Here is a 26,598-nt window from a genome sequence, read left to right on the forward strand (position 1 = left end):
CGCCGCCTTCGCATCAAGGAACGATGACGTAATTGCTGAAGCCGCCGTGGCGGCTGGCCAGGCCGGAGATGGCCTGGTTGATGTCGTCCAGTTTCGCGACCTCGTGCTCCAGTATCGACAGGTCGATCGCGCCGGTGCGCAGCATCTCGACCATGTCGTAGCCCTCGGTGGCCGTGAACCACGCCGAGCCGGTGATGGTCATCGAATTATCCATCAGCCACTTCATGTCGATCGGCAGCTTGCCCACCGTGCCGCCGATGTTGACGATGGTGCCGCCGCGCGCCACACCGTGCATGGCGTCGTCGAACACGTCCAGCGAGACCGCCGCGCCCAGCGTGTCGACCATGAAGTCGGCGCCATGGCCACCGGTGCGCGCGCGCGCCCACTCGGCGATGGAGCCGTCCTCGGTCGAGAAGACCTCGATGCGCTCCGGCGCCAGCGCCTTCACGCGTTCCAGCAGCGCGTGGTTGCGGCCGGTGCCGAGGATGCGGCTGGCGCCCATGGCGAGCGCGAACAGCGTCGCGCCCAGGCCCAGCGTGCCGGAAACGCCGTTGATGATCACCGACTTGCCGGCCAGGCGGCCACACTTGCGCAGCGCCGCGTAGGCGGTGCCGAGGTAGCCCAGGCGCGCGGCCTCCTCGAAGGAGATGTTGTCGGCCAGCCTGACGACGGCGTACTGCGGCGCCGCCATGTATTCGCCGAAGCCGCCGTTCGGGTACAGGTCGTACATGGTCTGCGACTTGTGCTTGTCGAAGCCGAAGTAGCCGTTGAAGACGAAGTACTCGCAGGCCACGCGGCGGTCGGACAGGCACGCGGGGCAGGCGCCGCACGAGCGCACGGGGCTGACGTAGACCCGGTCGCCGGGGCGGATGCCGACCACCTGCTCGCCCACCTCGACCACCACGCCGGTGGGATCGAGGCCGAAGATGGCGGGCAGCTTGGGCAGCGGCAGGTGGGGACACCAGGTGGGCCAGTTGGCGAGCACGTTGCCCAGGTTGGGCACCATGCCGCAGGCCTTGACCTGCACCAGGACGTCGGTGGCGCGCGGCACGGGGCGCGGCACCGTGTCGATCGTCATGGGTTGGCCGACCGCGTGCATACGGGCGGCGCGCATCATTTGGGACATGCGATATCTCCTGATTGTTGGATGGGAAGTTGGGTAACGTCGGGCATTTCGCCGTATTTGACATTCTCGACGGTTTCTATATACTACTTGGTATCTGAAATCGGCGCAAGGAAAACACCTTCGAACCCAGGTGGTCCGCTCCGATGCGGCATGGACCGCGCGCGCCGATTGAAACCCCATGCCGACCCGAACCACCCACCCATTGCACGATAGGAGACTGCTGCATGAAGTACTTGAAGAACCAATGGTATGCCGCCGCTTTCAGTGACGAGCTGAGCACCACCCCTTTGCAGCGCACGCTGCTCGAAGAGCCGATGGCGCTGTTCCGCGGCGAATCCGGCAATGCCATCGCGCTGAACGACCGCTGCCCGCACCGGTTTGCCCCGCTGCACCAGGGCACCGTGTTCGGCGATAACCTCCGCTGTCCTTATCACGGCTTGCGCTTCAATCCGGACGGGGCCTGTGTCCACAATCCTATCGGGGACGGCAAGATTCCCAAGGCTGCGTGCGTCAAGAGTTATCCGCTGGCCGAACGTGACGGCATCGTGTGGCTGTGGTGGGGGGACGAACCGGCCGACGTTTCGAAGATTCGCCGTTACGTGGAACTCGACGATCCGGCGCGCTACGCCTGCGTGCAGGGCTACATCCACGTGCGCGCCAACTTCGAACTGGTGATCGACAACCTGCTCGACCTCAGCCATGCCGAGTTCCTGCACCCCTATCTGGCGACCGAGGGCTTCAATCGCCGCACCCAGTACTCGATGGAGCAGGACGGCAATATGGTGGTCGCCCGCAACTGGCGCCCCAGCGAGCCGATCACCCAGTTGTTCGCCCTGGCGTACGGCGAGGGCGCTCCCGACCACGTCGATCACCTGTCCGTCGTCACCTGGGTGCCGCCGTCGACGATCCGTCTCGACATTGGCGTCACCCGTCCTGGCCGTCCGCCCGAGGAGGGGCCGCGTTCCTTCCAGGCGCACTTGCTGACGCCCGAAAGCGAACACACCGCTCATCTGTTCTGGAAGTGGGCGCGCGACTTCCGCGTCCAGGATGAGGCGCTCTCGGTTCAGCTCCAGGGCACCCTGCAGGAGGCTTTCGAGACCGAAGACGAACCCATGATCCAGTCACAATCGATACACATGGCAGGACGTACGCTGGAAGAACTCAAGCCGGTGCTGCTGCCCACCGATTCGGCCGCGCTGCGCGCACGCCGCGTGCTGCGCCAGCTGATTGCACAGCAGGTGGAAGCATGATCGAGGTTATCGTCACAGGGCGCCGCGACGAGGCGGATGGCATTTGCAGTTTCGAACTGGCCGCAGCGGATGGCGTGGCGCTGCCGCCGTTTGAACCCGGCGCGCATATCGATGTGCACCTGGATGGAGGGCTGGTTCGCCAGTACTCGCTTTGCCCAGGGCCCGGCCAGGCAGGGCGTTACCTGCTCGGTGTGCTGCGCGAACCGGTCTCGCGGGGCGGCTCGGCCGCCATGCATGCGTTGAAGACCGGCCAGCGCCTGCATATCAGCGCACCGCGCAACCATTTCCCGCTTGCCAGGGATGCGCAGCGCCACGTGCTGTTCGCTGGCGGCATTGGCATTACGCCGCTGCTGGCGATGGCCGAGCACCTGGCGGCATCCGGATGCGACTTCGCTTTGCACTACTGCGCCCGTGCCGCCAGCCGCATGGCGTTCGCCGAACGTATCCGCGCCGGGATCGTTGGCGAGCGCGCCACGTTCCATGCCGACGATGGCGGCCCGCAGCAGAAGCTGGACCTGGACGCCGCGCTGGGCGAGCCGCGGGAGGGCGTCCACGTCTACGTCTGCGGGCCGGGCGGCTTCATGGACTGGGTGCTGTCCGGCGCCCGCGCGCGCGGCTGGCCGGAGGATAGGCTGCACAAGGAGTATTTCGCGGCGCCGTCACAGCCGGCCGGCGCGCGGGACCAGCCGTTCGAGGTGCAGATCGGCCGGGGCGGCGCGATCCACACCGTGCCCGCCGGCCTGAGCGTGCTGGAGGTGCTGGCGCGGAACGGCATCGACATTCCGGTGTCGTGCGAGCAGGGCGTGTGCGGCACTTGCCTGACGCGCGTGCTGGAAGGCACGCCGGAGCACCGCGACGTGTTCCTGACCGACCAGGAGCGGGCCGCCAACGACAGCTTCACGCCTTGCTGTTCGCGCGCGCGCTCGGCCCGGCTGGTGCTGGACCTATAAATTCATTCATCGACACCAGGAGACCATTCATGACCACCGACACATCCAACACCATCCTCCTCGCCGGCGGAGCCCTGGGCTTCAACTGGCTTCCCGTTTTTGTCGCGCAGAAGCAGGGCATCTTCGCGCGCCACGGCCTGACCGTGGAACTCATGCGCATGGGCAGCGTGGACAAGGCCAGCACCGCCGTGCGCGAGGGCGCCGCGCACATGGCGATCACCCCGCCCGAGGGCGCGATCGCCAGCGCGGTCGCGGGCGGCGGCCTGCGCATCGTGGCCGGCAACGTCAACCGCCTGCCGCTCACGCTGATCGCCCAGCCGGACATCAAGAGCATCGAGCAGCTCAGGGGCAAGGTGCTGGGCACCTCGTCGCTGACCGAGGGCACGGCCATCTACACGCGGGAGATGCTGTCGCAGCACGGCCTGGGCTACCCGGACGACTATTCGTTCGCGGTGGCGGGCGTGCACCCGGCGCGCTGGAAGGCGCTGCAGGAGGGGACGATAGACGCGGCCGTCCAGCTGATACCGCTGAACTTCGTCGCGGTGGAGGCGGGCTACAGCGACTTGGGCGAGGTCAGCGACTATATTCCGGAAATCGTCTTCACGGCGCTGATCGCCGACCAGGCGTGGGCGGCGGAGAACGGCGAGCGGATCGTCGCGCTGATGCGCGGCCTGATCGAGGCCACCGCGCTGCTGTACGACGCGGCCAACGACGAGGCGCTGCTGCCGATCGTGATGGAGATCACCCAGTCCGACCTGGCGTACGCGCAGAAGTCGCTGTACTACCTGCGCGAGAAGGGCGTGTTCGCGCGCGCGCTGGAGATTCCGCCGGCGGCGCTGGAGAAAACGGTGGAACTGATGCGCAAGGCGGACCTGCTGGCGCCCGGGAAGACGGCGGAGGCGCTGGCGGCGTTTGACGCGCGCTGGGTGCGGAGGGCCGTCGAGCCCGCGAAGGAGGGCGCATGATGGACTTCGGGGCCAACGACTCCCTGGCGATCCTGCGCGTCATGTGCGGCGTGTGGTTCGTTCCGCACTGCATCGGCAAGCTGCGCAACATCGGCCCCGCCTCGCAGACGTTCGAGAAGGCGGGCCTGCGTCCGGCGCGGGCCTTCGTCATCCTCACCATCGCGCTCGAGCTGCTGGCGGGCGCGGGCCTGGTGCTGGGCGTCTATCCGCGGCTGGCGGCGGCGCTGGCGGTGGTGGTGCTGCTGGGCGCCAGCTACGCGGTCGTCAAGATCAACGGCTACAACTGGCGTTGGCAAAAGCACGGGCCGGAATTCATGATATTCTGGTCCGTTGTCTGCGCGCTGTCCGTCCAGGGCTGACGCCATCCCGGGGGAGCCTCGCGCTCCCCGGCGGACCTTGCATGCGGTGGTGCGCCTTCAATCGATACCGCGTAGAATGCTGCGCAAACAAACCATCGTGCAAGGAGTAGTGAGTGTCCCGTGTAACTCGTCTGACCCGTGAAGAAAGCCGCGCCCTGACGCGAGAGAAGCTGCTGGCGTCCGCCCGCGAGGTGGTCGCCCGCGAAGGCTATGAAAGCGCGTCGGTCGAGCGCATCGCGGAGGAAGCCGGTTTCAGCAAGGGGGCGTTCTATTCCAATTTCAACAGCAAGGAAGAGATCATCCTCGAGCTGCTGGAATCGCATTCGCTGCAGGATGTGAAGGAGATCACCGAGCTTCTGGGCGACACCAAGGCGCCGGCCGGGATGATCGAGATCATCGGCAACTGGGCGTCGCAGCGGGCCAGCGATCCAAGCTGGGGCTTGCTGGCGCTGGAGCTGTTCCGGCGCGCGCGCCGCGACGCCACTTTCGGCGAACGCCATTCCAACCTGTTCCGCGCGCAATGGCGGGGCCTCGGCGAGATCCTGCTGACCATGTTCCCCGCCGACGCGGCGCCCGCCGACGCGGAAACGCTGGGCGGCATCGTGTTCGGCCTCACCTACGGTTCCGCCTCCAGTTTCAAGAGCGGACCGGGCGTGGGCGAGATGGTCAAGGTGGTGCTGTCGGGATTGCACGGCGCCCACGGCAAAAAACGGCCCGCCGCGCGCAAAGCCGTGTAGGGCCAGGGCCGGGCGGTCGGGATTTCGCCAGCCTCTCGAAAATCACTTTTCCAAACTAGAGTAAAATTGTTATTGTTTTGTGGAAACCAATGACTATGGAAAAGAGACCGATACCGGCTTTTGCGACCGAGCTCAAGGATTTGGCGGTCAAGCGCGCGATGGATGTGAAATCGATTTCAGTGATGGCCAAGGAGTTCGGGCCGTCCGCGATGCGGGCGCCGTTGTGAAAATGCTACAACGCTTGCCACTGTTGTGGAAAATGCTGTTCCCGCTTGCAATCGCCGCGGTTTGCTCGCTGGTCTACCTGGGCTCGTCCACCCTCGTCCTCAAGCACAACAACAGCCGGCTTGCCCACGTGCGCGACGTGCTGTTCCCCGTGCTGGAAATCACCACCGACAATGTCGGCGCCCTCGACAAGATCATCGAGCAACTCAACGACGCCGCCAGCTCCGGCGAAAAAGACCCGTTGGACGCGGCCGCGACGATCGCCGCCAAGGTGCGCGCCAACTATGCCAGGCTGCGCGGCATCGACGCGGACAAGGCCGAGGAATTTCGGCAACTGGCCGCCGAATTCGACGCTTACTACAGCGCCGCCCACGCAGTGGCGAAAGAAATGATGGACAAGAGCGGCGCGCCCGATCCGCGGTCGCTGCAAGCGATGTCGGCCAAGCTCGACACCTATCGCAAGGATCTGCTGTCGTTTAGAGATAGCGCTAACAGCCGCTTCACCGGCACCATCGGCGACGCCACCAGCGACGCCGACGGAGCCGTGAGCACCGGGATCGCCATCGGCCTGCTCAGCCTCTGCCTGACGCTGGGCTTCGGGATCGCCATCGCCCGCGCCCTGTTGCGGCAACTGCGGCAGGCGCTCAAGGTCGCCCAAACCGTCGCCGCCGGCGACCTGACCAGCCGCATCGAGGTCACTTCCCACGATGAAACCGGCCAGCTGCTCCAGGCGCTGAAAGACATGAACGACAGCCTGGCGCGCTCCGTCGACGAGCATAAACGGCTGGAAGCGTTGCTGCAGCATCAGGCCAGCCACGACACGCTGACCGGATTGCCCAACCGCGCGCTGCTGCAGGACCGTCTGAAACAGGCCATCGCGACCGCCGTGCGCTCCCCCTCGCCGATCTGGATCATCTTCGTCGATCTCGATCGATTCAAGCTGGTCAATGACAGCCTGGGCCACAAGGCCGGCGACGCGATGCTCAAGCAGGTCGCCGCGCGGCTGCAGTCCGCGGTGCGGGAGGCGGACACGGTGGCCAGGTTGGGCGGCGATGAATTCGTGCTGGTTCTGCCCGAAAGGATAGACGGTAGTGGCAGCCTGTCCGCGGCGGTCGTGCAGCGCATCCTGGATGCCGTGGCACAGCCGATGATGATCGAAGGGCACGAGTTTGTGACGACTTGCAGCATGGGCATCGCGGTCCACCCGAACGATGGCGCCGATGGGGAAACCTTGATGACGCACGCCGACATCGCCATGTATTGCGCCAAGGAGGTCGGGCGCAACAACTTCCGGTTTTATTCGCCGGCCATGGATGCGCGCATCCTTGAACGCTTGCGGCTCGAGGGCGAATTGCGCCATGCGCTGGAGCGCGACGAATTCGAACTCCATTACCAGCCCCAAGTGGACTTGCGCAGCGGCCGCATCGTCGGCATGGAATCCCTGATCCGCTGGAACCATCCCGAGCTCGGCATGATTTCTCCGGCGCGCTTCATCACCCTGGCCGAGGAAACCGGCTTGATCGTGCCCATCGGCGCCTGGGTGATACGCACGGCGTGCGCCCAGAACCAGGCATGGCAGCGCGCCGGCCTGGGCCGCTTGCGCGTCGCGGTCAATCTGTCGGCGCGCCAGTTCGCCCAGAAAAATCTGGCCGAGTTCATCATGAACATCCTCGACGAAACCGGATTGGCGGCCGAGGACCTGGAAATCGAATTGACCGAGAGCCTGGTCATGACCGATGTCGAGCGCGCGGTCGGCGTGCTCGACGATCTCAAGAGGATCGGGGTGCAGTTGTCCATCGACGACTTCGGCACCGGTTACTCCAGCCTGTCCTACCTGAAGCGATTCCCCATCCACGTGCTCAAAATCGACCAGTCCTTCGTACGGGACATCGCGACCGGCGCGGACGATGCGGCGATCGTGGCGTTGATTATTTCGCTGGCGCACAGCCTGAAGCTGAACGTCATCGCCGAAGGCGTCGAGACGCCGGAGCAGCTGGCCTATTTGAATCTGCACGACTGCGACGAAATGCAGGGATATTTCTTCAGCAAGCCGGTGCCGGCCGAGGCCTTCGAGAAAATGCTGCGCAGTGGTAAAAGCCTATCCTCGGGGTTCGACCGCGCATCGGCATAGCGGGCCCGGTTTGGTCGCATCGCGAACCAGGCCCCGGTTTATACTCAAAGTTTGCTGACCGGCACAGGCTTGCCTTGTTGCACCTTGGTCAGGTAAACCTTGTTCAATCCCTGGTGGTCCTGCGGGCCGAAGGCGATATCGAGGCCGCCCAGGTTGACGCTCATTTTTTCCAGCGCGGCGAGGAAGTTGGCGCGGGTCAGGTCGGGGCCGGTTTTCTTCAAGCCTTCGACCAGCGCGACCGCGTCGATGTAGCCTTCAAACGAGGTGTAGTCGAATTCGTGGACGCCGGCCGCCTTCATGTCGGCCTGGTATTGCTTGACGATGGGGATGGATTCATCGTACGGCGACGGCACCACCTGGGTGATGTAGACGCCTTCCCCGGCATCGCCGGCGGCCTTGATGAAGTTGGACGTGCCGACAAAGGACAGGTTGAAGAACTTCGGTTTGTAGCCGGCGGCGTGGGCCTTCCGCACCAGCGCGGCGCAGGCCTTGTAGGTGCCCACCATCAGCACCGCTTCCGGCTTGGCCGCCAGCAGGGCCGCCAGGCCCGCGTCGACGTCCTCGGTGTTGCGCGTGTAGTGGCCTTCGGCGGCGATGGTCATCTTGCGCTTTTGCAGTGCCAACTGCAGCCCTTCCTTGCCCACCTTGCCGTAGGTGTCCTCCTGGTAGAACAGGCCGAACTTGGTCACGCCGGCATCGCTGACCAGCCGTTCGACCTGCATCTCGATCTCGTTAAAGTAGGATGAACGGATATTGAAGATGTATTTGTTGACCGGCGAGCGCAGGAACTCGGCGCCGGTGAACGGGCCGAAAAACGGCACGTCGTTGTCGACGGCCAGCGACAGGGCGGCCTTGCTGGTCGGCGTGCCGACGTAGCCGAACAGGGCGAACACGTTGTCCTTCTTGATCAGCTTTTCGGTCGCGGCGCCGGTGCGCAGCGGATCGTAGCCATCGTCTTCGCTGACCAGGGTGATCTTGCGTCCGTTCACGCCGCCCGTCGCGTTGACCTTCTTGAAGTATGCGGCGCTGCCGGACTTGATGCCCAGGCCCAGCCCCGCGGTCGGTCCGCTCAGGGCGTTGGCCATGCCGATCTTGATTTCCGTGGCGGTAACGCCGTTCTCCGCCATGGCGGACGAGGCCAGCGATGCAAGGGACAGTCCAACGGCGGAAAGAAGAATTTTGATTTTCATTTTTTCACTTTAAGTTACGCCGGTGTCTGGCAGCCAGTATCCGTGTCGCCCCATGTTACCGCTACCTGTTCTCCTTGGCAACATTTAAGTGCCGGCGCGCCTCAGGGCCTGCCGGGGTCTGGCCGGCTAGTGCGCCAGCAGCAGCACCACGCCAACCCCGATGGACATCAGCATCAACTGCGGCACGGTGCCGCGCACGGTTTCCTCGCGCTGCAGACGGGGCATCAGATGGCTGACCGCGATGTAAATGAAGCCGGCCGAGGCGAACGCCAGCACGTAGGGCACCATGTCCCCGGCGCGGCCCAGCGTGAAGTAGCCCAGCAGGCCGCCGGCCACCGCCATCAGGCTGCACAGCAGATTGAACAGATAGGCCCGCGCGCGCGTATAGCCGGCGTCGAGCAGCACCACGAAGTCGCCGATCTCCTGCGGGATCTCGTGCGCGGCGATGGCCAGCCCGGTCAGGATGCCCAGGCCGGGGTCGGCCAGGAAGCTGGCGGCGATCATGATGCCGTCGGTGAAATTGTGCAGCGCGTCGCCCGCCAACACCATCCAGCCGGAACGCTGTCCTGAATGGGCGTGGTGGTCGTCCCCGTGGCGCAGGATCGCGAATTTCTCAAGGAAGAAGAAGGCGAGCAGGCCCGCCAGCACGGTGGCGAACAGGCGGTGCGGGTCGGCGCCGCTCTCCACCGCGTCGGGCAGGGCGTGCAGCAGCGAGGTCGCCAGCATCACGCCCGCCGACAGGCTGAGCATGCGCTCGGCCACGTTCGACAGCAGTGTGAAGGAGAAGAAGGCGGCGGCGCTGATGCTGGCCACGCCGGCGATGGCCGTGGTCAGGAGGATGGCGCTGTCGGGACCTCTTTACAACATGGTTATCGGTGCGCCCAGCGCCAAATAGGCCCGCTCGGCTTACTGCGACACGCCGCTGGCCTTGGCCGTGTGCGTGGCGATGGCGTCCATCAGCGCGGGCGACAGGCTGTCGTAGTACGGCAGGTCCAGTTCGGCCAGGCGGGCGCGCACGGCGCCCATGTCCGCCGGGTTGGCGCCGGACTCGATGATGGACGACACGAAGGCGGCGAATTCGGCGCGCGACCAGCCGGCGTCGGCCGACAGCTCGGTGTGGATGAAGTCCAGGCCGTGGAACGGGTGGCCCTGGTTCTCGATGCGGCCGTACATGTGCACGCCGCAATCCCGGCAGGCGTGGCGCTGGATCGCCGCCTTGGGGTCGACCACGGCCAGCTTGCCGGCGTTGGCCGTCACGTCGACCTTGTCGCGCGGGACCACGGCGACCTGCGAGAACAGCGCGCCTTCGGGCTTCCAGCGCGGATTGCGCAGCGCCAGCACCAGCGCGCCGTGGCCGCCCATCGAATGGCCCATGATGCCGACGCGGCCCGCGATCGCCGGGAGGTTGGCGAGCACCAGCGCATGCAGTTCCAGCACGTAGCTGTACATGCGGTAGTGACGCCGCCATGGCTCCTCGGTGGCGTCGACATAAAAGCCGGCGCCCGCGCCCAGTTCCCAGCTGTCGGTCTCGCCGGGCACGCCGGCGCCGCGCGGGCTGGTGTCCGGGGCCACCAGCATCATGCCCGCCCGCGCCGCGTGGCGCTGGGCGTCGGCCTTGGTCATGAAGGTCTCCTCGTTGCAGGTCAGCCCGGCCAGGTAGAACAGCGCCGGCACCGGCCCTGCCGCGGCTTGCGGCGGCAGGTACACGGAGAAGCGCATGGCCAGGCCGATGGCCCGGGAGTGGTGTTGGTAGTAGCGCTGCACGCCGCCGAAGCAGGCGTGCTCGCTGATCAGTTCCAGCATGGCGCGCCCCGCTCAGTACAGCACGACCGAGCGGATCGACTCGCCGCGCTTCATCAGGTCGAAGCCCTCGTTGATGCGCTCCAGCGGCAGGCGGTGCGTGATCAGGTCGTCGATATTGAGCTTGCCTTCCATGTACCAGTCGACGATCTTCGGCACGTCGGTGCGGCCGCGCGCGCCGCCGAAGGCCGAGCCGCGCCATTCGCGGCCCGTCACCAGCTGGAACGGACGGGTGGAAATCTCTTGGCCCGCCGCCGCCACGCCGATGATGAAGGACTTGCCCCAGCCCTTGTGCGTGCACTCCAGCGCCTGGCGCATGGTGGTGGTGTTGCCGACGCACTCGAAGGAATAGTCCGCGCCGCCGTCGGTGATCTGCACGATGGCGTCGACCACGTTCTCGACTTCCTTCGGGTTGACGAAGTGCGTCATGCCGAACTTGCGGGCCATTTCCTGGCGCGCCGGGTTGATGTCGACGCCGATGATCTTGTCGGCGCCCACCATGCGCGCCGCCTGGATCACGTTCAGGCCGATGCCGCCCAGGCCGAACACCACCACATTGGCGCCGGCTTCCACCTTGGCCGAGAACAGCACCGCGCCCACGCCGGTGGTCACGCCGCAGCCGATGTAGCAAACCTTGTCGAACGGCGCGTCCTCGCGGATCTTCGCCAGCGCGATCTCGGGCACCACGATGTAGTTGGAGAAGGTGGACGTGCCCATGTAGTGGAACAGCGGCTTGCCGTCCAGCGAGAAGCGGCTGGTGGCGTCCGGCATCAGGCCGCGTCCCTGCGTGGAGCGGATCGCCTGGCACAGGTTGGTCTTGCGCGACAGGCAGAATTTGCACTCGCGGCATTCCGGCGTGTACAGGGGGATGACGTGGTCGTCCTTCCTCAGCGTCTTCACGCCCGGACCGACGTCCACCACCACGCCGGCTCCCTCGTGGCCCAGGATGGCGGGGAAAATGCCCTCCGGGTCGGCGCCGGACAGGGTGTAGTAGTCGGTGTGGCAGATGCCGGTGGCCTTCAGTTCCACCAGGACCTCGCCGGCCTTCGGGCCTTGCAGGTCCACTTCCTCTATCGTCAGCGGCGCGCCGGCCTGCCATGCGATTGCTGCTTTGGTTTTCATGTGTGTGCCCTCGTGTGTTGAAAATGCTGAAGGCGATTGTGATGGCGGAAGGGGCTCCCGCGCGGAAGCGGCGCACGGATTGGCCGCATTTGATGCCATAATGACCGGAAATTGATGTCCCCCGACTGCCACACTCTCCATGAATTCCAAACCAGCGCGTCCCGCCAGGACGGTCGATGTCATCGTGTACCCCGGTTTCAAGGCGATGGAGGCGATCGGGCCGATGTCGGTGTTCGAGTACGCCAACCTGCACCTGGGGCGCCGCGGACAGCCCTTGGGCTACGACGTGCGGATCGCCTCGTCGCGCATCGGCCCGGTGGCGTCCGACACGCTGATGTCGCTGCAGGCCACCAAGGCCTTGTCTCCGCTGGCCCTGCCGGACGACGCCATCATCGTCGGCGCGCGGCACATCGACGCGGCACTGGAGCAGGGCGCCGGCCTGGTTGACTGGGTGCGCGACGTGTGGCCGCGGGTGGGCCGGCTGGCGGCGCTGTGCTCCGGCGCGTTCTTCCTGGCCGCCGCCGGTGTACTGGACGGCAAGCGCGCCACCACGCACTGGGGCGTGGCCGCGCGGCTGCAGGAGCGTTTCCCGGACATCTCGGTCGACGCCGACGCCATCTTCGTGCGCGAAAAAAACGTATGGACCTCCGCCGGCGTCACGGCCGGCATCGACCTGGCGCTGGCGTTCGTCGAGGAGGATTTCGGGCGCGAGCTGGCGCTGGAGGTGGCCACCGAGATGGTGGTGTACTTGAAGCGGCCGGGCGGGCAGTCGCAATTCAGCTCCCACCTGCTGGTGCAGCGCACCGCGCGCCCCAGCATCCGGGAAATCCAGGACTGGGTGCTACAGAACCTGCACCAGCGCTTGCCGGTGGCGCTGCTGGCGCAAAAGGCGATGATGAGCGAGCGGCACTTCACGCGCGTGTTCCAGCAGGAAGTCGGCCTGAGCACCCAGGAGTTCATCGAGGGGTGCCGTTTCGAGCGGGCCGGCCAGTTGCTGGCCGACCTGTCGCTGCCGATCAAGACCGTGGCCGCCCGCAGCGGCTTCACCGACGAGGCCCAGATGCGCAGGGTGTTCCAGAAGAAGCTGGGCATCACGCCCAAGACCTACCGCGAGCGCTTCGCCACCACCGGCGTGTACGACGCCGAAAACTAGGCCCCGGCCTGGGCCAGCAGCCACTGGCGGAACCGCGCCAGCGCGGGCGTGTCCGGCGCCGATTCGGGCGTGACCAGGTAATACGCCCGCTGCCCGCCCAGCGGCTTGTCGCACACCACCCGCAGCTCGCCCCTCGACAGTTCGGCCTCCACCAGCATGCGTGGCAGCAGCGCCACGCCCAGGCCGTGCGCGGCGGCCACCGCCTGCATCGAAAACAATTCGTAGCGCGGCCCATGCATGGCCAGCTCGGACTCCACTCCCATCGCGTCGAACCACTGGCGCCAGGCATCGGGACGGGTGCTCTGCTGCAGCAGCGGCAGGCGCGCGATGTCTTGCGGCTCCCAGCGCTTGCGCCCGGCCAGCAGCAGGGGACTGGCCACCGGCAGCACCGTTTCCGGCATCAGCATCTCGGCGCGGGTGCCGGCCCAGTTGGCGATCTGCTCCGGGCTGCCCGCGTACAGGGCTGCGTCGAACTCGGCCTCGGTGAACATGAAGGGACGGGTGCGGGCGTCGATGTGGACCACGATGTCCGGATGGCTGGCGCGCAGGTCGGCCAGGCGGGGCAGCAGCCAGCGGGTGGCGAAGGTGGGCACCGACGCCAGCCGGATGGTGCCGCCGCCGCCTTGCCCGGCCATCGCGTCCAGGGTGTCCCGTTCCAGCCCGGCCAGGCGCAGCGCGACCTGACGGGCGTAGGCCGCGCCGGCCGGCGTGAGCGCAACGCCGTGGCGGGTGCGCTGGAACAGGCGCACGCCGAGGAAGTCCTCCAGCGCCGCCACCTGGCGCGACACCGCGCCCTGGGTCAGCGACAGTTCGCGCGCGGCGTTGGTGTAGCTCTCGTGGCGGGCCGCCGCCTCGAAGCAGCTGAGCGACTGGAGCATGGGGATCTTGCGTGTCATGACATGCCTTGCTTGAATAGGTGGATGAATCCGGCTTGCCGCGCAAGCTTACCGCGCAAGCGCCTCGGGCGGCAAGATATGAGCGGAGTGCATATCTGGGTGAGAATAAATCGTTTGCCCCGAGTCCGCGGCGGCGCTAAGATCGGTCCATCCCATTAACCGACAGACAACAAGCACACCGAGGCCGAGATGAGCAAAACCGCATTCAACTGGAGTTCCCCACTGTTGCTGGAAGACCAACTGCACGCCGAGGAGCGCGCCGTGCAGGACGCCGCGCGCGAGTATTCCCAGGGCCGCCTGGCCGGCCGCGTGCTGGAGAACTTCCGCCACGAAAAGACCGACGCCTCCATCTTCCGCGAAATGGGCGAGCTGGGCCTGCTGGGCGTGACCATCCCCGAGGCCTACGGCGGCACCGGCCTGAACTACGTGTGCTACGGGCTGGTGGCGCGCGAGGTCGAGCGCGTCGACTCCGGCTACCGCTCGATGATGAGTGTGCAGTCCTCGCTGGTGATGGTGCCGATCCACGAATTCGGCAACGAGGCCACGCGCCAGAAATACCTGCCCAAGCTGGCCAGCGGCGAATGGATAGGCTGCTTCGGCCTGACCGAGCCGGACCACGGCTCCGATCCCGGCTCCATGGTCACCCGCGCCCGCAAGACGGACGGCGGCTACCTGCTGTCCGGCGCCAAGATGTGGATCACCAACAGCCCGATCGCCGACGTCTTCGTGGTGTGGGCCAAGGACGACGAGGGCGCCATCCGCGGCTTCGTGCTGGAGAAGGGCTGGAAGGGCCTGAGCGCGCCCGCCATCCACGGCAAGATGGGCCTGCGCGCCAGCATCACCGGCGAGATCGTGATGGACAATGTGTTCTGCCCCGAGGAGAACGCCTTCCCCGAGGTGCGCGGCCTGAAAGGCCCGTTCACCTGCCTGAACTCGGCCCGCTACGGCATCGCCTGGGGCGCGCTGGGCGCGGCGGAGGACTGCTTCGAGCGCGCGCGCCAGTACACCATGGACCGCCAGCAGTTCGGCCGTCCGCTGGCGGCCAACCAGCTGGTGCAGAAGAAGCTGGCCGACATGCTGACCGAGATCACCATGGGCCTGCAGGGCTGTTTGCGCCTGGGCCGCATGAAGGACGAGGGCACGGCGGCGGTGGAGCTGACCTCCATCATGAAGCGCAACAGCTGCGGCAAGGCGCTGGACATCGCCCGCCTGGCGCGCGACATGATGGGCGGGAACGGCATCAGCGACGAATTCGGCGTGATCCGCCACCTGCTCAACCTGGAGGTGGTGAACACCTACGAGGGCACGCACGACGTGCACGCGCTGATCATCGGCCGCGCCATCACCGGCCTGGCGGCCTTCTCCTGACCATGGCGGCCGACAAGGAAACGGGCGCGCCGCGCGGCGCCGCGCTGGCCGGCGTCAAGGTGCTGGACCTGTCGCGCGTGCTGGCCGGGCCGCTGGCCGGGCAGGTGCTGGGCGACCTGGGCGCGGACGTCATCAAGGTCGAGCGCCCGGAGCAGGGCGACGACACGCGCGCCTGGGGCCCGCCCTACCTGAAGGACGAGGAGGGGACGGACACCGACGTCGCCGCCTACTTCCTGTGCGCCAACCGCAACAAGCGTTCGGTGGCCATCGACATCGCGCGGCCGGAAGGCCAGGCGCTGGTGCGCAAGCTCGCCATGCGGGCCGACGTGGTGCTGGAGAACTTCAAGGTGGGCGGCCTGGCGCAGTACGGCCTGGACGCGGCCAGCCTGATGGCGCTCAATCCGCGCCTGGTGTACTGCTCCATCACCGGCTTCGGCCAGGACGGGCCCTACGCCGCGCGGGCCGGCTACGACTTCCTGATCCAGGGCATGGGCGGCCTGATGAGCGTGACCGGCGCGCCCGACGGCGAACCGGGCGGCGGCCCGCAAAAGGTGGGCGTGGCGCTGACCGACGTGATGACCGGCCTGTACGCCGCCATCGCCGTGCAGGCCGCGCTGCTGGAACGCACCCGCTCCGGCCTGGGTCAGCACATCGACCTGGCCCTGCTGGACGTGCAGATCGCCGGCCTGGCCAACCAGGCCTCGAACTACCTGGCGGGTGGCGTGCTGCCGCGCCGCATGGGCAACAGCCATCCCAACATCGTGCCCTACCAGGACTTCCCCACGGCCGACGGCGACATGATCCTGGCGATCGGCAACGACGGCCAGTTCGCGCGTTTCTGCGGCGTGGCGGGACATCCGGAGTGGGCGACGGACGAGCGCTTCGCCACCAACCCGCGGCGCGTGGCGCACCGCGCCGAACTGATACGCATGATGCGCCAGGCGACGATCTTGCGCGGCACCGCCGAATGGATCGCCGCGCTGGAATCGGCCGGCGTGCCCTGCGGACCGATCAACCGCATCGACCAGGTGTTCGACGACCCGCACGTGCGCGCGCGCGGCATGCGCATCGAGGTGCCGCATCCCGAGGCGGGCGTGGCGCCGCTGGTGGCCAGCCCGATGCGCCTGTCGGCGTCGCCGGTGCGCTACCGCATGCCGCCGCCGGCGCTCGGCGAGCATACCGACCAGGTGCTGGCCGAGTGGCTGGACATGGACGCGGACCAGCTGCACCAGCTGTATTTGAACGCGGCGATTTGAACGCGGCAATCCAGGAAGAAGAAAAGAAAATGGACATGAAACCGAACTATATCGACGGGGCCTGGCGGGAAGCCGCCAGCGCCAGGCCGAACATCAACCCCTCGGACACGGACGACGTGATCGCCCACTACGCGCAGGGCGACGCGGCGCAGGCCGAGCAAGCCGTGGCGGCGGCGCGCGCCGCCTTCCCCGCGTGGTCGCGCGGCGGCATCCAGCAGCGCGCCGACGCGCTGGACCGCATCGGCGCCGAATTGCTGGCGCGCCAGCGCGAACTGGGCGAGCTGCTGGCGCGCGAGGAGGGCAAGACCTTGCCCGAGGCCGTGGCCGAGGTGGCGCGCGCCGGCATGATCTTCCGCTTCTTCGCCGGCGAGGCGCTGCGGCCGAGGGGCGAATGCCTGCCGTCCGTGCGGCCCGGCATCGACGTCGAGATACGGCGCGAACCGGTGGGCGTGGTCGCCATCATCACGCCGTGGAACTTCCCCATCGCCATCCCGGCGTGGAAGATCGCGCCCGCGCTGGCCTACGGCAATTGCGTGGTGTTCAAGCCGGCCGACCTGGTGCCGGGATCGGCCTGGGCGCTCAGTGAAATCATCAGCCGTTCCGGCCTGCCGCCGGGCGTGTTCAACCTGGTGATGGGGCCGGGAAGCATGGTGGGGCAGACCTTCATCAACGCGCGCGCCGTCAACGCCATCAGCTTCACCGGCTCGGTGGGCACGGGACGGCGCATCATCGCGGCCGGCTGCGAACGCGGCGCCAAGGTGCAAGTGGAAATGGGCGGCAAGAACCCGCTGGTGGTGCTGGCCGACGCCGACCTGGCGCAGGCGGTCGAGGTGGCGGTGCAGGGCTCCTATTTCAGCACCGGCCAGCGCTGCACGGCGTCCAGCCGGCTGATCGTGGAGAAGGCCGTGCTGCCGCGCTTCGTTGAGGCGGTGGTTGCGCGCCTGGGCGAGTTGCGGGTCGGGGACGCGCGCGCCCCGGGCACCCATATCGGCCCGGTGGTGGACGAGGGCCAGCTGCGGCATGACCTCGACTATATCGCCCTGGGCCGGGAAGAGGGGGCCACGCTGGCCTTCGGCGGCAGGCGCCTGGAGCGCGAGCGGCCGGGCTTCTACCTGGAGCCGGCGCTGTTCGTCGACGCCGATCCCGGCATGCGCGTCGCGCGCGAGGAGATCTTCGGGCCCGTGGCCTGCGTGATCGCGGCCGACGATTACGAGCACGCGCTGGCGCTGGCCAATGACAGCGAATTCGGGCTGTCGGCCGGCATCTGCACCACCTCGCTCAAGCACGCGGTGCATTTCAAGCGCGAGGCGCAGGCCGGCATGGTGATGGTGAACGCGGCGACGGCCGGTGTCGACTACCACGTGCCCTTCGGCGGCAGCAAGGGCTCCAGCTACGGCGCGCGCGAGCAGGGGAGCTACGCCGCCGAGTTCTACACCACCGTGAAGACCGCGTACACGGCCTGCTGATGCGATACGAGGGGGCAGCCGCGCCGGGGGAGCGCTTCAGCATGTCGAGACTGACCGACCTCGGCAAGGAGAAGCGCTGCCTCACCTGCGGCGAGTATTGGCCGGCGGACGGCGAGTTCTTCGAGCCCACCAAGAAAACGCGCGATCGCCTGTCGGCGCGCTGCATCGCCTGCATCAAGGAGAAAACATGGTCGTCGGTATTGCTGCGCGGGGGCTGAGGCCATGAGGTTCGTGGCCAATCTCGGCATGCTGTTCGCCGACCTGCCGTTCCGGCGGCGCTTCGCGGCCGCCAGGGCGGCGGGATTCGACTGCGTCGAATTCACGTTTCAGCAAGAACCGAGCGGGCCCGACGTGGCGGCCCTGCTGCGTGAACACGGCTTGACACAGCTGCTCGCCGGCCTGCCCGGCGCCGCGGACGACAAGGGACTCGCCGCCGCCCCCGGCAGGGAGAGCGAGTTCCGCGAGCGTTTCGCGCGCGGCCTGGCCCGCGCGGTGGAGGCGCGCGCGCCACTGCTCCATGTGACCACCGGCGTCGTCGCCGACGCGGATCTGACGGTCTCCGGCGACACATTCGCCGCCAATATGCGCTGGGCGGCTGGATTGGCCGCCAACGAAAACGTGTGCCTGGTGCTCGAGGCGATCAATCAGACCGACGTGCCGGGCTATTTTCTGCGTTCGCTGGCGGACACCATCGCATGGCTGGCTCGGCTGGACCTGCCGAACGTGGGCCTGATACTGGACCTGTATCACGCGGCCAGGGAGGGGTTGCCGCTGGCACGGGCGGTGGACCTCGGCTTGCCGTGGGCGTGGCACGTGCAGGTGGCCGACCCGCGGACCCGCCATGAACCGGTGATCGCGGGCGAGCTGGCGCTGGCCCTGCGTACCATCCACCGGCGGCGCGAAGACGCGACCATCGGCTGCGAATACAGTCCGGCGGGCGACACCGTCGCGGGCCTGGCGTGGATGGCGGAGTTGAAAAACGTTTGGTAGGTATCGCCACATAATTTGTAAAGTTCGATTCATTCCAATATCATGCCGGGATGACATCCCCCCAATTCCCGGGCCAGGCCGCCATGTTGGCCGAGGCCGGCGGCTTCGAGGCGATGCTGTCCGGCGCGCGCCAACGCGCGCGGACGTTAGCGAATGAAGGAGAACATGTTGTCGGCAGACGAGAATCACGGCGGGGCCCCCCCTTACACCTTGTGGCAGATGGTGTTGTACATGCTGCGGCTGGGTAGCCTGGGCTTTGGCGGGCCGGTGGCCCTGGTCGGCTATATGCACCGCGACCTGGTGGAAGCGCGCGGCTGGGTTTCGGAGGCCGATTACAAGGAGGGCCTGGCGCTGGCGCAGTTGGCGCCCGGGCCGTTGGCCGCGCAGCTCGGCATCTATATGGGCTATGTGCATTACCGGATCATGGGCGCGACACTGGCCGGATTGGCCTTCGTTCTTCCCTCGTTCCTGATGGTGGTGGCCCTGGGCTGGGCCTATACCCGCTTCGGCGGCCTCTCCTGGATGCAGGCCGTGTTCTACGGCGTTGGCGCGGCGGTGATCGGCATTATCGCGATCAGCGCCAGGAAGCTGACCATGAAGAGCGTCGGCAAGGACAAGCTGCTGTGGGCGATCTACCTGCTGCTGGCGGTCGTCACCGTGGTGACCGAATCGGAAATCGCCTGGCTGTTCATCGCGTCGGGCGTGTTGGTCTGGCTGCTGCGCGCGCCGCCCAAGTGGCTGGCCAAGGGCAGCCTGCCCGCGGTCGGGCTGGCGCAGGCGCCGGCGCTGCCGGCGCTCCTCGCCGGCGCGGATGTCGGCGTGCTGACGCAGATCGCGGTTTTCTTCGCCAAGGCCGGGGCCTTCGTGTTCGGCTCCGGGCTGGCGATCGTGCCCTTCCTGTACGGCGGCGTGGTGACGGAACACCATTGGCTCAGCGACAAGCAGTTCGTGGACGCGGTCGCGGTGGCGATGATCACGCCCGGTCCGGTGGTGATCACGGTCGGCTTCATCGGCTACCTGGTGGCCGGTTTGCCCGGCGCCACGGTGGCGGCGCTGGCGACCTTCATTCCCTGCTACCTGTTCACGATCCTGCCGGCGCCGTACTTCAAGAAGTACGGCAAGCTGCCCGGCGTGCTGGCTTTCGTCGATGGCATTACGGCGGCCGCCATCGGCGCGATCACCGGATCGGTGATCGTGATCGCCCGGCGCTCGATCGTGGACGTGCCCACCGCGCTGATCGCGCTGGTCACGATCGTCCTGCTGCTGAAATATAAGAAGCTGCAGGAGCCCGTTGTGATCGCCGCCGCCGCCGCGGCCGGCCTGCTGATCTATCCGATGCTGCACTGACGCCGGCGGCGCCAGGCCTACGTCATTCTCTTGATGCTCGAGTAGACGCCGTTGGTCTTCAGCGTGATCGTGACGGGCTTGTCGCCGCGATTGCGCCAGAACCAGCCGTGCTTGCCGTCGAAGACCGCCTGGAACTCGCCGCTGCTGCCCGCCACCTGCTTTTCCTTCTTGTAGCTGTGGAAGGCGTTCGCCGGGCCGTTCGCCGGGTCGCCGTGGGTGTCGTGATTGACCAGGCCTCCGTCGGTTTTCCATTCATAGTGGACGGTGGCGCCTTTCAACATGGTCATCTTGACCTCGGTGCCCTCTCCGGGATTGAGCGTCACGGTCATCTCGTCAGAACGGAGCGCGCCGGCCGCGGCGACCGGCGCTTCGGTCGGCGCGGCTTTCGGCTTGCGCGCGACCGGGGACGCCTGGTCCGCCGCGGCCTCCGCCGCGAGCGACGTCTTGATCTTGCCCATTTCCGTCAGGCCGAGGACGCGCCCGATCCCGCTGGGATCGATGCCGTATTCGGAGGGCAGCACGACGGTGGTGAGCAGGACGGCCGCCACGACGATCGCGGTGGCGGTGGAGCGCAGAAGCTGGCGCGTGCTGGGGAGTTCGGCGCGGGTGGGGATATCGGTGTTGTACATGATCGATCCATTCAAAGAGTAGAGTAGCCGGCCAGCTGGTAGCCGATCAGCATGAAGCCACAGGTCATCATGGCGATGTTGGCGGTGTAGGCGTGGCGCAGAAAGCTGTCCGTCCTGCGCCAGAAGCCCATGGCGATCAGGATGGTGGCGAGGGCCAGCAGCTGGCCGACCTCCACGCCGAGGTTGAAGGCGACCATGTTGGCGAGCAGCCCGTCGGGCGATATCTCGTATTCCCGCACCTTGGTCGCCAGGCCGAATCCGTGGAACAGGCCGAAGACCAGGGTGGCGACCTTGGTGTTGGGCTGCACGCCGAACCAGCGCTGGAAGGCGCCGACGTTGTCGAGCGCCTTGTACACCACGGACAGGCCGATGATGGCGTCGATCAGGTAGCCGTTGATGCTGGTGCCGAAGTACACGCCCAGCATCATCGTGGTCGAGTGGCCGGCGGCGAACAGGCTCACGTACAGCCCGATGTCCTTCAGTTTGTAGAGGAAGAAGATCACCCCGAACAGGAAGAGGATGTGGTCGTAGCCCGTGAACATGTGCTTGGCGCCGAGGTACATGAACGCCAGGAAGTGGACGCCGGTGATTTCCTGGATATAGCCTTTGTCGCCGTCGGCGATGCCATGGGCGTGGGCGGCGCCGGCCGCGAACGCGTACAGCAGCAGGACGCAGGCCAGTGGGAACAGGAGGGGAAGCCGCCGCGCGCGCGCAGTCAGGCGTCCGCCCCCGGGGTGGGACAGTGCAAACATGGGATTTCTCCGAATATGGATGGTGAACGGGGGCCGGCCGCAAGGGCGGCCGGCCTGGTCAGGCGCTCGCCGGCGGTTTCGGAGGACGTTCGATCGGATCGAGGGTGTGGGAGACGACGGGAACGGGTGGCGCCGGGCGCCAGTCCGGCGTGAACGTGAATTGCACGCTCGCGAGGACGAGGCGCAGCGGGACGTCGTGCGTATGGTCGCCCGGGTTGTGTTTGTGGGTGTGCTTGGTCCCGGACACGTCCGGCGCCGCGCCGGCATCCTCGTGATCATGGTCGTGATCGTGGGCCGGTTCCACGTCGCCCTGGAGCGCGCCCGCGGCGGCATGGCGGTGTTCAAGCTGGCTGTGGGATGTGGAGCACGCGTTGACGAACAGGAGGCCCAGCACGAAGAACACCAGGATGGTCGCGATCACGCGCTGGCTTTGCCAGCCGATGTTCAACCGCCGCGCGGCGGGTCCACGGTGCGCACCCATCACTCATCCCTTTAAAGGCTTTGCTTGTCCAGTGGGTCATTACACCATGCGTATCCCGTCCGATTATCCCGTTCTGGCGGCTCCGCGCGGCTGGAAAGATGGTTTTCGCCCGCCGATTCGGCATAAGCGGCATCCATAGCGCGTAGAATGGCGCCTTTAAAGAGGACATCAACGTGAAAAAAACAGGAATGGCTAAGAGCGACGCGAAGAAGCTTATGGGTAAAATGACGGCGCCCGGCGCGGCGGGTTTCGGCCAGGGCGAGTCCGTGGCGGTCGACAAGCGCGAACAGCGCAAGCGCGACCAGGCGCTCGGCCTGGTGCCGTTCGCGGTCAAGCTCAATGGCGACCTGGTGCAGCAACTGCATGCGCTGGCCAAGGAGCGCGGGCTGGACATGAACGAAACCGTCGCCGAAGTACTGGCCAAGGGCCTGGCCACCTGACCCATCATATTTCAAGGAGAATCATGTTCAAGCGAATCGCCGGCGCCGTGGCGCTGACCATGGCCGCGGCCGTCCCCGCGGGGGCGCAGACCGCCAAGCCGCTGAAGGTGCTCATCGTCAGCGGCGGCTGCTGCCACAACTACGCGGCGCAGAGGGACATCCTGGAGACGGGGCTGAAGTCCAGGATAGGGGCGGAGGTCACGCACGCCTATTACGACCCGAAACCGGGCGAGCAGGCCACCCGGCCCAAGCTGCCCATCCACGGCAATCCCGGCTACGCTGACGGCTACGACGTCGTCGTCCACAACGAATGCGCCGCCGACGAGAACGACCAGGCCGTGCTGGAGGCCGTGCTGGCGCCGCACCGTCGGGGCGTCCCGGCCGTCAATCTGCACTGCGCCATGCACTCCTACCGCTCCGGCGCGTGGCAGCAGCCGGTCAAGGCCGGCGACGGCAACGCCAAATGGTTCGAATTCACGGGCATCCAGTCCAGCGGGCACGGCGCGCAGTCGCCGATCCAACTGGCGGTGGCGGGGGAGCATCCCATCGCCAAGGGTTTCGTGCCGTTCACCACGACCAGCGACGAGCTGTATAACAACCTGGCCGACTTCGGCGTGACGCCGGTGCTGACGGGCGTGCAGCCGCAGGCCGGCGATGCGGCGGACCGCGCCAAACGCTACACCGTCGCGTGGACCCACCTGTACGGGCCGCAACGCACCCGCGTGTTCGGCATGACGCTGGCGCACAACGAGTCCGTGATGGCCGATTCCCGCTACCTGGACCTGGTCGCGCGCGGCGTGCTGTGGGCCACCGGCCGGCTCTAATCCCGCCGGCCAGCGCCGCCCCGGACTGTCGCCGCGTGGACATTTATCCGGGGAAATCGATGCTACCCTGACGTCATCGTCAACGACAGGGGACCATCCGCATGATCGTTTTATACCACTGCGTCGCCGCCCGTTCCTTCCGCCCCTTGTGGGCGCTGGAGGAGCTGGGCCTGCCTTACCAGCTCAACATGCTGGCCTTCCCGCCCCGCGTGGCGAGCCGCGACTACCTGCAACAAAATCCCCTGGGCACCGTGCCGCTGCTGGTCGACGGCGCGGTGCGGATGACGGAGTCCGCCGCCATCTGCCACTACCTGGGCGAAAAGCACGGGCCGTCCGACCTGGTGGTGCGGCCGGAAGAGGCGGACTTCGGCGCCTTCCTCAACTGGCTGCATTTCGGCGAGGCCACGCTGACCTTCCCGCAGACCATCGTTCTCCGCTACGAGCGCTTCGAACCCGCCGGGCGCAAGCTGCCGCAGGCGGTGGCCGACTACCGGCGCTGGTTCCTCGGCCGCCTGCGGACGCTGGAACCCATCCTGGCCGTGCGGAGCGACATGTGCGCCGGCCGTTTCACCATGGCGGACATCTCGATCGGCTACGCGCTGCTGCTGGCCGCGCACCTGGGTTTCGAGCCCGAGTTCCCGCCGGCGGTGCGCGACTACTGGCTGCGGTTGCGTGAGCGTCCCGCCTTCCTGCGCGCCCGCGCGGCCGAAACCGCGGCCGCCAACGCCCAGGGTGTCAGCCCCGTCCCGGCGCCGCTGCTGGAGCCGTAAATACCCCTGGGGTATTTTTGAATCACTCACGATGTTGAGTGATCAAAATGTCATCGCCGAACTAGTATATTAGTACCTCAAAAAATATACGGAGACAATATGCGGCAATGGCAAGGAAAAATGGCGCTCACGGGACTGGCGCTGGGCCTGTCCACCTGGGCGTCGGCGGCGACCTATTACGTGGCGACGAACGGCAGCGACGGCGGCGCGGGCACGCTGGCGTCGCCCTGGCAAACCATCGCCAAGGCCCAGGCGATGGCGGCGCCCGACGACACGGTCTACTTCCGCGGCGGGGCCTACGTCTACACGGCGGGCCTGAACGCATGTTCCAGCATGACGGCCACCGTCAACGTGGTCACGCTGAACAAGAGCGGGCTGGCGAACAAGCCCATACGCTACTGGGCCTATCCGGGCGAAACCCCGAAGTTCGACTTTTCGCAGATGAAGGACAACTGCCGCGTCAAGGGCTTCAATATCACGGCCAGCCACCTGCACCTCAAGGGCCTGGAAATCACCGGCGCCCCGCAGCAGCCGGGCAATCTGCTGAACAACGAGTCGTGGGGCGTGTGGGTCAACGGCAGCAACAACGTGTTCGAGCAGCTGGACACCCACCACCACATGGGGCCGGGCTTCTTCATCTCCGACGGCAGCTACAACCTCGTGCTCAACGTCGATTCGCACCACAACTACGACCCCTACAGCAAGAGCGGCGCGGGACAGAACGCGGACGGCTTCGGCGCCCACGTCAAGGCCAACCGCCCGGGCAACGTGTTCCGCGGCTGCCGCGCGTGGTCCAACACGGACGACGGCTTCGACACCATCAACGCAGGTTCGCCGGTCCTCATCGAGAATTCCTGGGCCTGGCTGCACGGCTACCTGCCCGGCACCACGACCTCCCTGCCGGCCGGTAACGGCAACGGCTTCAAGATCGGCGGCTTCGGCGGCGATTACGAGCCGAACGCGCCGGTCCATGTGACGCGCAACTCGGTCGCCTTCAAGAACAAGTCCAGCGGCTTCTACGCCAACCATCATCCGGTGGCGAGCGAGTTCCACAACAACACCAGCATCGGCAACCGCTACGGCTTCAACATGCTGGGCGTGGACACCAGCGGCGCCGCCATCAACCTCGGCGTCTTGCGCAACAACCTGGCATACACGGGGACGGTGGCCACCAACGTGGCCGGCGCCGACGTCGCCAACAACAGCTGGAACCTGCCAGTCAGCATCACCAGCGCGGATTTCCAGAGCCTGTCCTACGAGGGCTGGGACGCGCCGCGCCTGCCCGACGGCGGCCTGCCGGCGCTGCCGCACTTCCGCCTGGCCGCAGGCAGCGACCTGCTCGACAAGGGCGTCGACGTCGGCCTGCCGTACACGGGCGCCGCGCCCGATCTGGGCGCCTTCGAGGGCAGCACGCCCGTGCCGCTGTACAAGGACGCGACGGCCAGCGTGCAGCTGGTGCAGTCGGGCCTGACCCTGAACCGCACCACCGGCAAGATGAGCGGCACGGTGTCGTTCACCAACAAGTCCAACGCGGCCTTGAGCGGCATCCTGCTGTTCCGCCTGGACGGCCTGACGGCCGGCGTCACGCTGGACAACCAGGGCGGCGTACAGGGCGGGGCGCCCACGCTGACCTTGCCGAAGTCCTCGCTCGCGCCCGGCGAGACGGTGACGGTGACCACCGTCTTTTCCAATCCGGCGAGGCTGAGCATCGCCTACACGCCCAAGCTGTTCACCGGCGCACTGTGAGGGGATCGAACATGAAGATATTGAAATCATCCGCGGCGCGCGCCATGCTGGCGCTGCTCGTGTCCATCGCCATGGCCTGCGGCGCCGGCCCGGCGCTGGCGGGACCCGTCTACCGCGTGTCGGTCAACACATCGACGCTGGCGGGGCAGGCCGGCTATCTGGATTTCCTGTTCCTGGGGCTGGGCGGGGCGGCACCAGCCACGGCGCGGCTGAGCAACTTCTCCGGCGATTTCGGCGCCTCCAGTTTCTCGATGGGCGACGCGGGCGGCTCGGTGGCGAGCGGCGTCACCATCGGCAACGGCACGGGGTGGAACGAGTTCGGGCAATGGGCCAATTTCGGCGGCATGTTCGGCTTCGACGCCGAGTTCGACGTTTCGCCCGTCCCCGGCGCGGGCAGCACGCTGGCCGTGGCCTTGCTGGACGAGCGGTTCGGCTATCTGGGTTCGGCCGGCGACATCGTCACCTTCGCGCTGCAGCCTGGCGCGCCGGACACGGTGGCGGCGGACGGCGGCCTCGCGGCGGTGAACCCGGTGCCCGAGCCGTCCGCGATGCTGTTGATGGCGATAGGCGTGCTCGCCCTCGGCGGAGCGCGGCGCCGCCGGAGGGATTGAATCGCGGTCCGGTT

Annotated in this window: 27 protein-coding genes; 18 read left to right on the forward strand and 9 right to left on the reverse strand. The window is 67.0% G+C overall.

The features are described 5' to 3' along the window. Positions 1-13 precede the first annotated feature (13 nt). The gene (locus BM436_RS27585; protein ID WP_093558817.1) at positions 14-1,126 is read right to left on the reverse strand and encodes an alcohol dehydrogenase catalytic domain-containing protein; all 1,113 of its coding nucleotides are present in this window, start codon (positions 1,124-1,126) and stop codon (positions 14-16) included. A gap of 224 nt (positions 1,127-1,350) precedes the next feature. Between BM436_RS27585 and BM436_RS27590 the strand changes: the two genes are divergently transcribed. The 6 genes from BM436_RS27590 to BM436_RS27615 all read left to right on the forward strand — a co-directional run bounded on the left by BM436_RS27590 (position 1,351) and on the right by BM436_RS27615 (position 7,743). After that, the gene (locus BM436_RS27590) at positions 1,351-2,376 is read left to right on the forward strand and encodes an aromatic ring-hydroxylating dioxygenase subunit alpha (RefSeq protein WP_177307547.1); all 1,026 of its coding nucleotides are present in this window, start codon (positions 1,351-1,353) and stop codon (positions 2,374-2,376) included. After that, positions 2,373-3,326, forward strand: coding sequence for a PDR/VanB family oxidoreductase (locus tag BM436_RS27595; protein WP_093558821.1), 954 nt, complete (start codon positions 2,373-2,375; stop codon positions 3,324-3,326). The genes BM436_RS27590 and BM436_RS27595 overlap by 4 nt, the downstream gene beginning before the upstream one ends. 29 nt (positions 3,327-3,355) lie before the next feature. Beyond that, a complete protein-coding gene (locus tag BM436_RS27600; RefSeq protein WP_093558823.1) occupies positions 3,356-4,291 on the forward strand; it encodes an ABC transporter substrate-binding protein in 936 nt (311 codons plus the stop codon). After that, positions 4,288-4,650, forward strand: coding sequence for a DoxX family protein (locus BM436_RS27605; RefSeq protein WP_218164939.1), 363 nt, complete (start codon positions 4,288-4,290; stop codon positions 4,648-4,650). Before BM436_RS27600 ends, BM436_RS27605 begins: the two co-directional genes overlap by 4 nt. A 113-nt stretch (positions 4,651-4,763) precedes the next feature. Beyond that, positions 4,764-5,387, forward strand: coding sequence for a TetR/AcrR family transcriptional regulator (locus BM436_RS27610; protein ID WP_218164940.1), 624 nt, complete (start codon positions 4,764-4,766; stop codon positions 5,385-5,387). A gap of 79 nt (positions 5,388-5,466) precedes the next feature. Next, positions 5,467-7,743 carry a putative bifunctional diguanylate cyclase/phosphodiesterase gene (locus BM436_RS27615; RefSeq protein ID WP_143133327.1) on the forward strand — a complete coding sequence of 759 codons (2,277 nt, stop codon included), beginning with the start codon at positions 5,467-5,469 and terminating at the stop codon, positions 7,741-7,743. 44 nt (positions 7,744-7,787) lie between these two features. On the opposite strand, the gene BM436_RS27620 is transcribed toward BM436_RS27615, so the two are convergent. From BM436_RS27620 to BM436_RS27635, 4 genes are all read right to left on the reverse strand, one after another. Next, complete coding sequence (locus BM436_RS27620; protein WP_218164941.1) at positions 7,788-8,933, reverse strand: ABC transporter substrate-binding protein; 1,146 nt, start codon at positions 8,931-8,933, stop codon at positions 7,788-7,790. Positions 8,934-9,059: 126 nt separating this feature from the next. Continuing rightward, positions 9,060-9,746 (reverse strand): ZIP family metal transporter, encoded by a 687-nt coding sequence (locus tag BM436_RS27625; RefSeq protein ID WP_229490797.1) that lies wholly within the window; start codon positions 9,744-9,746, stop codon positions 9,060-9,062. Positions 9,747-9,839: 93 nt separating this feature from the next. Next, positions 9,840-10,736 (reverse strand): alpha/beta hydrolase-fold protein, encoded by an 897-nt coding sequence (locus BM436_RS27630; RefSeq protein WP_093558829.1) that lies wholly within the window; start codon positions 10,734-10,736, stop codon positions 9,840-9,842. Between the two features lie 12 nt (positions 10,737-10,748). Then, positions 10,749-11,855 (reverse strand): S-(hydroxymethyl)glutathione dehydrogenase/class III alcohol dehydrogenase, encoded by a 1,107-nt coding sequence (locus BM436_RS27635; protein WP_093558830.1) that lies wholly within the window; start codon positions 11,853-11,855, stop codon positions 10,749-10,751. Between the two features lie 139 nt (positions 11,856-11,994). Between BM436_RS27635 and BM436_RS27640 the strand changes: the two genes are divergently transcribed. Beyond that, positions 11,995-13,008, forward strand: a complete 1,014-nt coding sequence (locus BM436_RS27640) for a GlxA family transcriptional regulator (RefSeq protein ID WP_093558832.1) — start codon at positions 11,995-11,997, stop codon at positions 13,006-13,008. On the opposite strand, the gene BM436_RS27645 is transcribed toward BM436_RS27640, so the two are convergent. Then, positions 13,005-13,904 (reverse strand): LysR substrate-binding domain-containing protein, encoded by a 900-nt coding sequence (locus BM436_RS27645; RefSeq protein ID WP_093558834.1) that lies wholly within the window; start codon positions 13,902-13,904, stop codon positions 13,005-13,007. The two genes, BM436_RS27640 and BM436_RS27645, sit on opposite strands and share 4 nt — an antisense overlap. 189 nt (positions 13,905-14,093) lie before the next feature. Here BM436_RS27645 and BM436_RS27650 point away from each other — a divergent pair, with 189 nt between their 5' ends. The 6 genes from BM436_RS27650 to BM436_RS27670 all read left to right on the forward strand — a co-directional run bounded on the left by BM436_RS27650 (position 14,094) and on the right by BM436_RS27670 (position 20,331). After that, complete coding sequence (locus BM436_RS27650) at positions 14,094-15,272, forward strand: acyl-CoA dehydrogenase (RefSeq protein ID WP_093558836.1); 1,179 nt, start codon at positions 14,094-14,096, stop codon at positions 15,270-15,272. 2 nt (positions 15,273-15,274) lie between these two features. Beyond that, on the forward strand, positions 15,275-16,528 hold the full coding sequence (locus BM436_RS27655) for a CaiB/BaiF CoA transferase family protein (protein WP_093558838.1): 1,254 nt from the start codon (positions 15,275-15,277) through the stop codon (positions 16,526-16,528). 35 nt (positions 16,529-16,563) lie between these two features. Next, complete coding sequence (locus BM436_RS27660) at positions 16,564-17,994, forward strand: aldehyde dehydrogenase family protein (RefSeq protein ID WP_093558918.1); 1,431 nt, start codon at positions 16,564-16,566, stop codon at positions 17,992-17,994. A gap of 41 nt (positions 17,995-18,035) precedes the next feature. Then, the gene (locus BM436_RS37250; protein ID WP_177307549.1) at positions 18,036-18,212 is read left to right on the forward strand and encodes a hypothetical protein; all 177 of its coding nucleotides are present in this window, start codon (positions 18,036-18,038) and stop codon (positions 18,210-18,212) included. A 4-nt stretch (positions 18,213-18,216) separates the two neighbouring features. Then, positions 18,217-18,984 (forward strand): TIM barrel protein, encoded by a 768-nt coding sequence (locus BM436_RS27665; protein WP_093558839.1) that lies wholly within the window; start codon positions 18,217-18,219, stop codon positions 18,982-18,984. A 165-nt stretch (positions 18,985-19,149) separates the two neighbouring features. After that, a complete protein-coding gene (locus BM436_RS27670) occupies positions 19,150-20,331 on the forward strand; it encodes a chromate transporter (protein ID WP_093558920.1) in 1,182 nt (393 codons plus the stop codon). A gap of 17 nt (positions 20,332-20,348) precedes the next feature. Here the strand turns inward: BM436_RS27670 and BM436_RS27675 are convergent, their stop codons facing one another. Genes BM436_RS27675 through BM436_RS27685 form a run of 3 tightly spaced genes read right to left on the reverse strand, consistent with a single transcriptional unit; the run spans position 20,349 to position 22,193 of the window. After that, entirely contained in the window at positions 20,349-20,960 is a 612-nt protein-coding gene (locus BM436_RS27675; RefSeq protein ID WP_093558841.1) for a transmembrane anchor protein, read from the reverse strand. An 11-nt stretch (positions 20,961-20,971) separates the two neighbouring features. Next, entirely contained in the window at positions 20,972-21,712 is a 741-nt protein-coding gene (locus tag BM436_RS27680) for a HupE/UreJ family protein (protein WP_229490799.1), read from the reverse strand. Between the two features lie 58 nt (positions 21,713-21,770). Next, complete coding sequence (locus BM436_RS27685) at positions 21,771-22,193, reverse strand: hypothetical protein (RefSeq protein WP_143133328.1); 423 nt, start codon at positions 22,191-22,193, stop codon at positions 21,771-21,773. A 173-nt stretch (positions 22,194-22,366) separates the two neighbouring features. Here BM436_RS27685 and BM436_RS27690 point away from each other — a divergent pair, with 173 nt between their 5' ends. The 5 genes from BM436_RS27690 (at position 22,367) to BM436_RS27710 (ending at position 26,584) form a co-directional block, all read left to right on the forward strand. Continuing rightward, positions 22,367-22,633, forward strand: a complete 267-nt coding sequence (locus tag BM436_RS27690) for a hypothetical protein (protein WP_093558845.1) — start codon at positions 22,367-22,369, stop codon at positions 22,631-22,633. 23 nt (positions 22,634-22,656) lie between these two features. Further along, a complete protein-coding gene (locus BM436_RS27695) occupies positions 22,657-23,457 on the forward strand; it encodes a ThuA domain-containing protein (protein WP_093558847.1) in 801 nt (266 codons plus the stop codon). A gap of 101 nt (positions 23,458-23,558) precedes the next feature. Next, positions 23,559-24,227 carry a glutathione S-transferase family protein gene (locus BM436_RS27700; RefSeq protein ID WP_093558849.1) on the forward strand — a complete coding sequence of 223 codons (669 nt, stop codon included), beginning with the start codon at positions 23,559-23,561 and terminating at the stop codon, positions 24,225-24,227. A gap of 99 nt (positions 24,228-24,326) precedes the next feature. Beyond that, entirely contained in the window at positions 24,327-25,973 is a 1,647-nt protein-coding gene (locus BM436_RS27705) for a right-handed parallel beta-helix repeat-containing protein (RefSeq protein ID WP_093558851.1), read from the forward strand. An 11-nt stretch (positions 25,974-25,984) separates the two neighbouring features. Next, positions 25,985-26,584, forward strand: a complete 600-nt coding sequence (locus BM436_RS27710; RefSeq protein ID WP_093558853.1) for an NF038129 family PEP-CTERM protein — start codon at positions 25,985-25,987, stop codon at positions 26,582-26,584. Positions 26,585-26,598: the final 14 nt, after the last annotated feature.

It is taken from the genome of Pseudoduganella namucuonensis, assembly GCF_900116645.1.
GTDB classification, from domain to species: Bacteria; Pseudomonadota; Gammaproteobacteria; order Burkholderiales; family Burkholderiaceae_D; genus Rugamonas; species Rugamonas namucuonensis.

What these genes read in the sequence shown, in the direction of transcription:
- BM436_RS27630 (WP_093558829.1), bottom strand. Translation starts at nt 10,736, where the DNA reads ATGCTGGAACTGATCAGCGAGCACGCCTGCTTCGGCGGCGTGCAGCGC.
- BM436_RS27650 (WP_093558836.1), top strand. Translation starts at nt 14,094, where the DNA reads ATGAGCAAAACCGCATTCAACTGGAGTTCCCCACTGTTGCTGGAAGAC.
- BM436_RS27665 (WP_093558839.1), top strand. Translation starts at nt 18,217, where the DNA reads ATGAGGTTCGTGGCCAATCTCGGCATGCTGTTCGCCGACCTGCCGTTC.
- BM436_RS27705 (WP_093558851.1), top strand. Translation starts at nt 24,327, where the DNA reads ATGCGGCAATGGCAAGGAAAAATGGCGCTCACGGGACTGGCGCTGGGC.
- BM436_RS27660 (WP_093558918.1), top strand. Translation starts at nt 16,564, where the DNA reads ATGAAACCGAACTATATCGACGGGGCCTGGCGGGAAGCCGCCAGCGCC.
- BM436_RS27675 (WP_093558841.1), bottom strand. Translation starts at nt 20,960, where the DNA reads ATGTACAACACCGATATCCCCACCCGCGCCGAACTCCCCAGCACGCGC.
- BM436_RS27695 (WP_093558847.1), top strand. Translation starts at nt 22,657, where the DNA reads ATGTTCAAGCGAATCGCCGGCGCCGTGGCGCTGACCATGGCCGCGGCC.
- BM436_RS27670 (WP_093558920.1), top strand. Translation starts at nt 19,150, where the DNA reads ATGTTGTCGGCAGACGAGAATCACGGCGGGGCCCCCCCTTACACCTTG.
- BM436_RS27710 (WP_093558853.1), top strand. Translation starts at nt 25,985, where the DNA reads ATGAAGATATTGAAATCATCCGCGGCGCGCGCCATGCTGGCGCTGCTC.
- BM436_RS27640 (WP_093558832.1), top strand. Translation starts at nt 11,995, where the DNA reads ATGAATTCCAAACCAGCGCGTCCCGCCAGGACGGTCGATGTCATCGTG.
- BM436_RS27645 (WP_093558834.1), bottom strand. Translation starts at nt 13,904, where the DNA reads ATGACACGCAAGATCCCCATGCTCCAGTCGCTCAGCTGCTTCGAGGCG.
- BM436_RS27605 (WP_218164939.1), top strand. Translation starts at nt 4,288, where the DNA reads ATGATGGACTTCGGGGCCAACGACTCCCTGGCGATCCTGCGCGTCATG.
- BM436_RS27635 (WP_093558830.1), bottom strand. Translation starts at nt 11,855, where the DNA reads ATGAAAACCAAAGCAGCAATCGCATGGCAGGCCGGCGCGCCGCTGACG.
- BM436_RS27600 (WP_093558823.1), top strand. Translation starts at nt 3,356, where the DNA reads ATGACCACCGACACATCCAACACCATCCTCCTCGCCGGCGGAGCCCTG.
- BM436_RS37250 (WP_177307549.1), top strand. Translation starts at nt 18,036, where the DNA reads ATGTCGAGACTGACCGACCTCGGCAAGGAGAAGCGCTGCCTCACCTGC.
- BM436_RS27680 (WP_229490799.1), bottom strand. Translation starts at nt 21,712, where the DNA reads ATGTTTGCACTGTCCCACCCCGGGGGCGGACGCCTGACTGCGCGCGCG.
- BM436_RS27620 (WP_218164941.1), bottom strand. Translation starts at nt 8,933, where the DNA reads ATGAAAATCAAAATTCTTCTTTCCGCCGTTGGACTGTCCCTTGCATCG.
- BM436_RS27655 (WP_093558838.1), top strand. Translation starts at nt 15,275, where the DNA reads ATGGCGGCCGACAAGGAAACGGGCGCGCCGCGCGGCGCCGCGCTGGCC.
- BM436_RS27685 (WP_143133328.1), bottom strand. Translation starts at nt 22,193, where the DNA reads ATGGGTGCGCACCGTGGACCCGCCGCGCGGCGGTTGAACATCGGCTGG.
- BM436_RS27700 (WP_093558849.1), top strand. Translation starts at nt 23,559, where the DNA reads ATGATCGTTTTATACCACTGCGTCGCCGCCCGTTCCTTCCGCCCCTTG.
- BM436_RS27590 (WP_177307547.1), top strand. Translation starts at nt 1,351, where the DNA reads ATGAAGTACTTGAAGAACCAATGGTATGCCGCCGCTTTCAGTGACGAG.
- BM436_RS27585 (WP_093558817.1), bottom strand. Translation starts at nt 1,126, where the DNA reads ATGTCCCAAATGATGCGCGCCGCCCGTATGCACGCGGTCGGCCAACCC.
- BM436_RS27595 (WP_093558821.1), top strand. Translation starts at nt 2,373, where the DNA reads ATGATCGAGGTTATCGTCACAGGGCGCCGCGACGAGGCGGATGGCATT.